Below are 7885 nucleotides of genomic sequence, written 5' to 3'. Positions count from 1 at the left end.
GACTTGGCGGATCGAATGGCCGGCCTGGTGTAGCTCGGCAACCTTGCCGCGCTCTTCAAGACTGAGCTGGTCGTATTGTTCGCCCATTGCAACACCCTAAGCTGGTGTTGCACTTCGTTTGTGAATTCAGGGGGACCTTTGGCTCTCACACGCTCCTGCGGAGAGCTTTATTCATTCAAGCCCTTGCCCGGATAGGGGTGCGTCGCGATCCAGTGCTTGGCGATGTCGATGCGCTTGGTGACCCAGACGCCCTGGTGCTTCTGAACATAATCGAGGAAGCGCCACAGGCCGGCCATACGGGCGGGATGGCCGATCAGGCGCTGGTGCAGGCCGACCGACATCATCTTGGGCTGCGTCGAGCCTTCCTTGTAGAGGACGTCGAATGCATCCTTCACCAGGCCGAACCACTGCTCGGAGTGGACCATGCCGGCGGCGTACTTGCCGTCGTTGTTGGTCAGCGAATAGGGCACGATGAGGTGCGGCTTGCCCTCGACTGTCTGCCAGAAGGGCAGTTCCTCGCCGTAATAGTCGCTGTCGTAGGTGAAGCCGCCTTCCTCGATCAGCAGGCGGCGCGTGTTCACGCTGGGGCCATAGCGGCAGTACCAGCCGGCCGGCCGCTCGCCGACCGTCTGCTCCAGCGACTTGATGGCCTTCTGGATATGCTCGCGTTCCTCCGCTTCGGAAAGCTGGAAGTGGCGGACCCAGCGCCAGCCATGGCAACAGACGTCCCAGCCTGCGGCCCGGATCGCCTGTGCGGCCAGCGGATTGCGCTCCAGCGCCAGCGCGCAGCCGAACACGGTGAGCGGCATTCCGCGTTCCTGGAAGGCTCGATGGATGCGCCAGAAGCCGACCCGGCTGCCATATTCGAACATGCCCTCGCCGGCGAGATCGCGGCCCTTAAGGCCGATCGAGGAGGTGCTCGATTCGGTGAGGCCGGTCTCGGTGTAGCCCTCGCCATCCTGGACCGACGGCTCGGAGCCTTCCTCGTAGTTGACGACGAAGTTGATCGCGAGGCGCGCGCCGCCGGGCCATTTCGGATCGGGCGGATTGGGGCCATAGCCGATCAGGTCGCGAGTCGGTTGCCAGCTCATGAAGGTCTCCTCACCAGTTCGGCGCCCATCTGACGGGCGATGTCGGCAATCTTGTCGTTCCAGGTGCGCATCGACAGCGTGCGCACGCCGGCACGCAGGCAGGCCAGCGCGTAGCCCGGCGCGTCGCCGCAATCGACGATCAGCGTGAAGGCCACGTCTGGGAACTCTTCGCGCGCGCGCTCCTGCAGGGCGCCGAGATATCCAGCGCCGTAGAACGAGGCGGCATCCTCAGGCGTCAGCAGCACCGGCGCCGTGCCCGAGGCGCGCGCCGCCAGCAGCGCTGCCTCGGTCTGCTTCCAGTCGCGTACCAGGATCACCGGATGGTCCATGGTCCCGACAATACACTCTGCCATCCCGAGCGTAGCGAGGGACCTTTCCCGTGGATTGAAGGATCCCTCGCTGCGCTCGGGATGACAAAGATTACTCATTCAGGCCCTTGCCCGGATAGGGATGGGTCTTGATCCAGTGCCGGGCGATGTCGAGGCGGCGGGTCACCCAGACGCCTTCGTGCTTCTGGATGTGATCGAGCAGGCGCTGCAGTCCGACGGCGCGGGCGGGATGGCCGATCAGGCGCATGTGCAGGCCGATCGACATCATCTTGGGTTGCGTCGCGCCCTCGCGGTAGAGCATGTCGAAGGCGTCGCGCACGAAGGAGAACCATTGGTCCGACGTGCCGATCGACGCGGCGAACTGGCCGTCATTGTTGGTGACGGAGTAGGGCACGACGAGCTGCGGTTTGCCGTCGACGGTCAGCCAGAAGGGCAGCTCCTCACCGTAATAGTCGCTGTCGTAGAGGAAGCCGCCTTCCTCGACGACGAGGCGGCGCGTGTTCACGCCCGGTCCATAGCGGCAGTACCAGCCGAGCGGTCGCTCGCCGGTCATCTTCTGGATGGCGGCGATCGCCTTGCGGATATGGTCGCGCTCGGTCGCCTCGTCGAGCTCGTAGTGCTTGATCCAGCGCCAGCCATGCGAGCAGACGTCGAAGCCCGACTTGGCGATGGCGGCCGACGCTTCGGGATTGCGCTCCATCGCCAGCCCGCAGCCGAAGATCGTCATCGGCAGGCCGCGTTCCTGGAAGAGCCGCATCAGCCGCCAGAAGCCGACACGGCTGCCATATTCGAACAGGCCTTCGGCCGCGAGGTCGCGCCCCTGGATGGACTGGCCCATGCGGCTCGCGTCGCTGAGGCCGATTTCCGTGTGCCCTTCGCCGTCCTGGATGGAGGGCTCGGAGCCCTCCTCGTAGTTCATGACGAAGTTCACGGCGATGCGCGCGCCGCCGGGCCATTTCGGATCGGGCGGGTTGGCGCCGTAGCCGATGAAATCGCGGCGGACCTCGTAGGGCATCGTCTCAGCTCCGGATCAGGGAATGGGGATGGTGAAGGGCGTCACCGGCACGAACTCCTCGTCGCCCTTGCCGCCGTCGCGCCACATGAAGACGGCGAAGCGGCCCGGCCGGTCGAGCACCGTGAGACCGTGATGCCAGGTGTCGGGCCGGTAGGTGACGCCCTGCTTGCCGGTGGCGATGAAGGCTTTCATGCCGCTGACGTCGGGACCGCCCGCAGCGGCATGCGGCGCCACGACGATCAACCAGCGCTCGACATCGAGGGGAACGAAGGTCTGGGAGGAGAATTCGTGACGTTCGAGATAGTCGCTGCGCAGCGGCCGGTCCGGCGTCTCGGCCTTCAGGCTGACCGAGAGGCTCGCATGCGCGGTCGGCCGCAGGTTGCCCAGCGCGTCTTCGTAGTAGGTGCGGCCGGCGACGTCGGGCACGTCGATCACGTCGCCGAACGGGGCGAACGCTTCCTTGGTGAGGGGCTGGGGGATCAGTTCCATTGGCGGGTCCTCGTCAGTCGCGCATGCGGCGGGTCAGTCCCACCGTCCATTCCATGATCAGCATCAACAGGAAGGCTGCCGTGATCAACACGCCTGACACGGCGGCGATGCGCGGGTCGAGCGTCGATTCCATCATGCCCCACATGCGGATGGGCAGCATGTCGGTGCGCGCCGTCGACAGGAACAGCGACACCGGCACATTGTCGATCGACGCCATGAAGGCGAGAAACGCCCCGGCGAAGATGCCGGGCGCGATCAGCGGCAGGGTCACGCGGCGCATCGTGTAGAACCAACTCGCGCCCAGGCTCTGCGAGGAATCGTTCAGCGCGGGGTCGAGCTGCGAGATGCTGGCGGAAGTCGTTCGGATGATGAACGGCACGGTCACGATCATGTGGCCGGCGATGATCAGGTTCAGCGACGGCCGCAAGCCGATCAGCGTGAAGTACATCAGCGCCGCCAGGCCGAAGGTGAGGCCGGGCAGGACGAGCGGCGACATGAAGAGCCCGTCGGCGACGCGGGCCAGCCTGTGGCGGTTCCGCGCCAGCCCGAGCGACGCCATGCTGCCGAACAGGATGCCGAAGCCGGTCGACCAGGCGGCCACCTCCAGCGAGTTGTAGACGGCGCGATGGATCTGCCGCGACTTCGAGGCGTCGAACAGGGCCTCGTACCATTGCAGGGAGAAGCCGGTCGGCGGGAACTTGAGCGAGCGGCCCTCGGTGAACGACGTCGTCAGCACGATCACCACCGGCGCCACGATGATCAGCAGCGCCAGCGCGGCCAGGCTGCCGATCACCAGCCCGTAGGAGAGGTCGGCGAGACTGCGGCGCCTACCCATGGACATAGCCTCCGGAGCGGCGTCCCAGATAGGACAGCGCGCTCACCACGGTCAGTACCGAGACGAGGAGCGTGAGCGACACCACGGCGGCGAAGGGCCAGTTGAAGACGACCAGCGACTGCTGCCAGATCAGCAGCGGCAGATAGATCAGGCGGACGCCGCCGATCACGGTCTGCGAGATGAAGGCGGTGGTGGAGCTGGCGAACACCAGCAGGCAGCCGGCGACCAGGCCGGGCATGCTGAGCGGCACGATCACCTTGAACAGGGTGCGCCAGCGCGAGGCGCCGAGGGCGGAGGAGGCGTCGCGCAGGTTGGGATCGAGCCGCGACATCACGCTGATCAGGGGCAGCAGCATCAGGGGCATCTCGATCTGGGTCAGCGAGATCACGAGGCCGAGCTCGGTCTGCAGCAGGCGCAGCGGTTCGGAGATGATGCCGAGCTGCAGCAGCAGCGTGTTCACCACGCCCTCGCGGCCCAGCACGACGATCCAGGCGAAGGTGCGAACCACCACCGACAGCAGCAGCGGCATCACGATGATGAAGATCAGGACCTTCTGCAGGCGCGGCGAGGCGTCGAGATAGATCAGCGCCAGCGGATAGCCGATCACGATGGTGGCGCACACCGTCTTGAGGCCGAGCAGCATGGTGTCGGCGATCACCTTGTAGCTGAAGGGATCGCCGAGAAACTTGGCCCACTGACCGAAGCCCGGCTGGGTGATCTTTTCGTCATTGAAGAAGCTGACGCCGACCAGCATGAGGAGCGGCGCCAGGAAGATCGATGCAAAGGCCAGCGCGAGCGGCAGCGCGAGCTGCCACTCCGCCAGGACGGAGCGCTTTCCTCCCCCATCAGCGGGGGAAGCGGCGCCGTCAGGTGACGGAGGGGTCATCGTGCGCATCGATCATGACTCCTCCGCCCCCGAAGACGGGAGCACCTCCCATTTGAATGGGGAGGCAAGCTGAAATCACTTCGCCATTTCCTTGTTGAACTTCTCGATCCAGCCGGCGCGCAGCGGATTGATCTTCGCCCAGTCATGACGGACAAAGCTCGACATCTCGTCCAGGCTCTTCATCGGCAGGTAGGACGGGACCGGCACATCCTTGTTCACCGGGATGAAGTTGTAGGGCGGCTTGGTCAGCGCCTCCTGGACTTCCTTGCCGGCGACGATGTCGATGTACTTGTAGGCGTTCTCGACGTCCGTGGCGCCCTTGGCGATGTGCAAGGTCGTGAGGAAGGTGATGGCGCCGGTCTCGGGCTTCACGAACTCGATGTCGACGCCACGGCCTTTCAGCGTCGCGACGGTCTGGGTGTTGGTGTACATCACGTCGCACTGGCCCTGCTGGAACAGGCTCGGCATGGCGGCCGGCTGGCCGACTGCGGCGATCTTCGGCAGGACTTTCTTCAGCTCGACGAGCGCCGGCTCGATGTTGGTCTCGGAGCCGCCGAACACCTTGGCGATCTCGATCAGCGACACCGTGCCGAACGTGGTCTGGAAGCCCGTGAGGCCAAGACGCGACACCCACGGCTCGCTGAACAGGTCCTTCCAGCCCTTGGGCGCAGGCACTTTCTTCGGGTTGTAGGCGATGCCCACGACCTGTGCGTTGACGCCCACGCCCCATTCGTCGACCAGCCCGGCCGGCAGCTTCGAGGCATTGCTGATCTTCTTGATGTCGATCTTGTCGAACAGCCCGTCCTGGATCGCGGTGATGCGAGGGCCCGGATCGAGCACGAAGGCGTCGAAGGGCGGCGCGCCGCGCGCGGCCTTGGCCTTGGCAACCTGGTCGACGGCGAAGAGCGGCTGCAGTTCGAGGTCGACGCTGTCCTTCTTCTTCAGGGCCGGCGCCACGATGGCGCGGAAGGCTTCTTCCCAGGTACCGGGATAGATGGCGGCGGCGACGCTGCCCTTGGCGTGCGCGATCGAGGGAAGGAACGCGGCGCCGCCGAGGGCGGTGGCACCGGCAAGCAGGCGTCTGCGGCTGAACATCGAAGAGTCTCCGTGGTTGTCAGGTGGTACGCGGGAACAGCGTGGGACGCGCATCGGCGGCCAGGGTGCAGTAGGTCCGGACCGCATCGTTCGAAACCGCACGGCGCGGCTCGATGATCTTCAGGAATGTGCCGTCGGTCGCACGGGCCTCGTGGACGAGCTGGGCGCCGATCGGCAGCGCAAGTCCCGGCTCGATCCTCCAGGCACCCGGGCCGGGGACCGCGGAGAGCACCAGTTGCTCGGGCCGCACGGACATCAGCACGGGCGTGCCGACGCTCAGCCCGGCGGGCGCGGGGAGGGTGAGGGTGGCGCCGGCGTCCAGCGCGACTGTCGCGGTGCCGCTCTGAAGGGAGGCGACCGTGCCGTTCATCAGGTTGGTGGTGCCGATGAAGCCGTTCACGAACAGAGTCTGCGGACGATCGTAGATCGCGACGGGCGTGTCGAACTGCTCGACCCTGCCCTTGTGCATGACGGCGATTCGGTCGGCGACGCTCATCGCCTCGTCCTGGTCGTGCGTCACCAGGATGGTCGTGAGGCCCAGCGTCCGCTGCAGGCGCTTGATCTCGATCTGCATGTCGAGACGCAGATTGCGGTCGAGCGCGGCGAACGGCTCGTCGAGCAGCAGGATCGAGGGCTCGATCGCGAGTGCGCGCGCCAGCGCCACCCTCTGCTGCTGGCCGCCCGAGAGCTGGCGCGGGAGACGCTCCTTGAAGCCACCGAGCTGGACGGTATCGAGGAAGCGCGAGACCCTGGCCTGGACTTCCGGCCCCTTGAGGCCGCGGGCGCGCAGCCCGTAGGCCACGTTCTCCGCCACCGTCATGTGAGGGAAGAGCGCGTAGTTCTGGAAGACGATCCCGATGTTGCGCTGGTTGGGGGGCAGGTGGTCAATGGTCGCGCCGTCGACGCGTACGCGGCCCGCCGCCTGGCGCACGAAACCGGCGATGACCCTGAGCAGAGTGGTCTTGCCGCAGCCGGAAGGTCCGAGCAGCGCCACGACTTCGCCGGGCTCGATCGCGAGCGTCACGCCGTCGACGGCGGTCGACGTTCCATAGCGGACGCTCAGGCCCTCGACGTCCAGCGCGCGCGCTGCGTTGGCTTTCACTGCTTGCTGCAACTGTTCCGCCTCCCTGCCTCTGCAAACGCAAGGGGCATGCCAACCACCTTGGGATACTGGCTCATGCCGGAAACTGCTCGCGCCACGATTTTGCAATGGCGTCGCGCCGCGCGATCCACACCGTGTCGCCGTAAGAGTCGAGCAGCGCGAGTACGCGCTTGAAGGCGGCGAAGCGGCCGGGGCGGCCCGCGATGCGCAGATGCCAGCCGATGTTCAGCAGCTTCGGATGGCCGGCTTCACCTTCCTCCAGAAGCATGTCGATGGCGTCGCGCACATAGTCGACCATCTCGTTGGCGCGCACGAACCCGTTGGGGTGGAAGAACTTCATGTCGTTGCTGTCGAGCGCATAGGGCAGGACCAGCAGCGGGTGCTGCGCGTCCGTCCGGTCCCAATAGGGCAAGTCGTCGTCGAAGCCGTTGCTCGCATAACCGAAGCCCAGCTCGCGCAGGATGGATCGCGTCTTGGGGCTTTCGCTGCCGCGGCAGAAGAATCCCGTAGGACGTTGACCTGTCGCGCTTTTCATCACCTCGATACAGCGCCGGAGATCGTTCAGCTCACTCTCGCGGTCGGCGTACTCGGCATGGGGACGCCACAGCCAGCCATGACAGGCGGCCTCGTGTCCGGCCTCGACGATCCGCCGGGCGAGCTGCGGCAGGCGTTCGACGGCGCGGCCACACATGTAGAAGGTCGCGGGCACCCGGTGCTTCTCCAGTGCGGCGAGCATGCGCCAGATGCCGGCACGCATGCCGTAGGCGAAGATCTGCTCGTTGCCCTGGTCCCAGCGTCCGGGCGGTACCACGCTCACCACCTCGGAGATCTTCTCGGCCTGCGGATCGCCGTCGCTGACGGCGAACTCCGCGCCTTCCTCGAAATTGACCACCATCGAGATCGCGAGGCGGGCCCCGCCGGGCAGCTTCCAGGCCGGCGGCATCCCGCCATAACCCACCAGGTCGCGCGTCTGGCTCACGCCTTGCATCTCGTCCTCCAACTGAATGTGCACATTTCTTGACGTTATGTGCACATAATTTTAC

At 65.9% G+C, this 7885-nt stretch carries 9 protein-coding genes; all 9 read right to left on the bottom strand.

What is annotated here, in order from left to right; all coding sequences use genetic code 11:
* Positions 1-167: 167 nt before the first annotated feature.
* Positions 168-1091, bottom strand: coding sequence for an allantoinase PuuE (locus tag Q7V45_RS26420; RefSeq protein WP_304857458.1), 924 nt, complete (start codon positions 1089-1091; stop codon positions 168-170).
* The gene (locus tag Q7V45_RS26415; RefSeq protein WP_304857456.1) at positions 1088-1420 is read right to left on the bottom strand and encodes a hypothetical protein; all 333 of its coding nucleotides are present in this window, start codon (positions 1418-1420) and stop codon (positions 1088-1090) included. The genes Q7V45_RS26420 and Q7V45_RS26415 overlap by 4 nt, the downstream gene beginning before the upstream one ends.
* Before the next feature lie 91 nt (positions 1421-1511).
* The gene (locus Q7V45_RS26410; protein ID WP_304857453.1) at positions 1512-2435 is read right to left on the bottom strand and encodes a polysaccharide deacetylase family protein; all 924 of its coding nucleotides are present in this window, start codon (positions 2433-2435) and stop codon (positions 1512-1514) included.
* 15 nt (positions 2436-2450) lie between these two features.
* On the bottom strand, positions 2451-2924 hold the full coding sequence (locus tag Q7V45_RS26405) for an ureidoglycolate lyase (protein ID WP_304857451.1): 474 nt from the start codon (positions 2922-2924) through the stop codon (positions 2451-2453).
* A 13-nt stretch (positions 2925-2937) separates the two neighbouring features.
* On the bottom strand, positions 2938-3765 hold the full coding sequence (locus Q7V45_RS26400) for an ABC transporter permease (protein WP_370692665.1): 828 nt from the start codon (positions 3763-3765) through the stop codon (positions 2938-2940).
* Positions 3752-4654: an ABC transporter permease gene (locus tag Q7V45_RS26395; RefSeq protein WP_304857447.1), complete on the bottom strand. Its 903-nt coding sequence runs from the start codon at positions 4652-4654 to the stop codon at positions 3752-3754. Before Q7V45_RS26395 ends, Q7V45_RS26400 begins: the two co-directional genes overlap by 14 nt.
* 66 nt (positions 4655-4720) lie before the next feature.
* Positions 4721-5740: an extracellular solute-binding protein gene (locus Q7V45_RS26390; protein WP_304857444.1), complete on the bottom strand. Its 1020-nt coding sequence runs from the start codon at positions 5738-5740 to the stop codon at positions 4721-4723.
* Positions 5741-5759: 19 nt separating this feature from the next.
* Positions 5760-6842: an ABC transporter ATP-binding protein gene (locus Q7V45_RS26385; protein WP_304857441.1), complete on the bottom strand. Its 1083-nt coding sequence runs from the start codon at positions 6840-6842 to the stop codon at positions 5760-5762.
* Positions 6843-6915: 73 nt separating this feature from the next.
* Positions 6916-7830, bottom strand: a complete 915-nt coding sequence (locus Q7V45_RS26380) for a polysaccharide deacetylase family protein (RefSeq protein WP_304857438.1) — start codon at positions 7828-7830, stop codon at positions 6916-6918.
* Between the last annotated feature and the right edge of the window lie 55 nt (positions 7831-7885).

Origin of the sequence: Reyranella sp., from assembly GCF_030651995.1 — a bacterium.
Lineage (GTDB): Bacteria > Pseudomonadota > Alphaproteobacteria > Reyranellales > Reyranellaceae > Reyranella.
The sequence above is the reverse complement of the archived record's forward strand: the minus strand, read 5'-3'. Positions and strand labels throughout refer to the sequence as shown.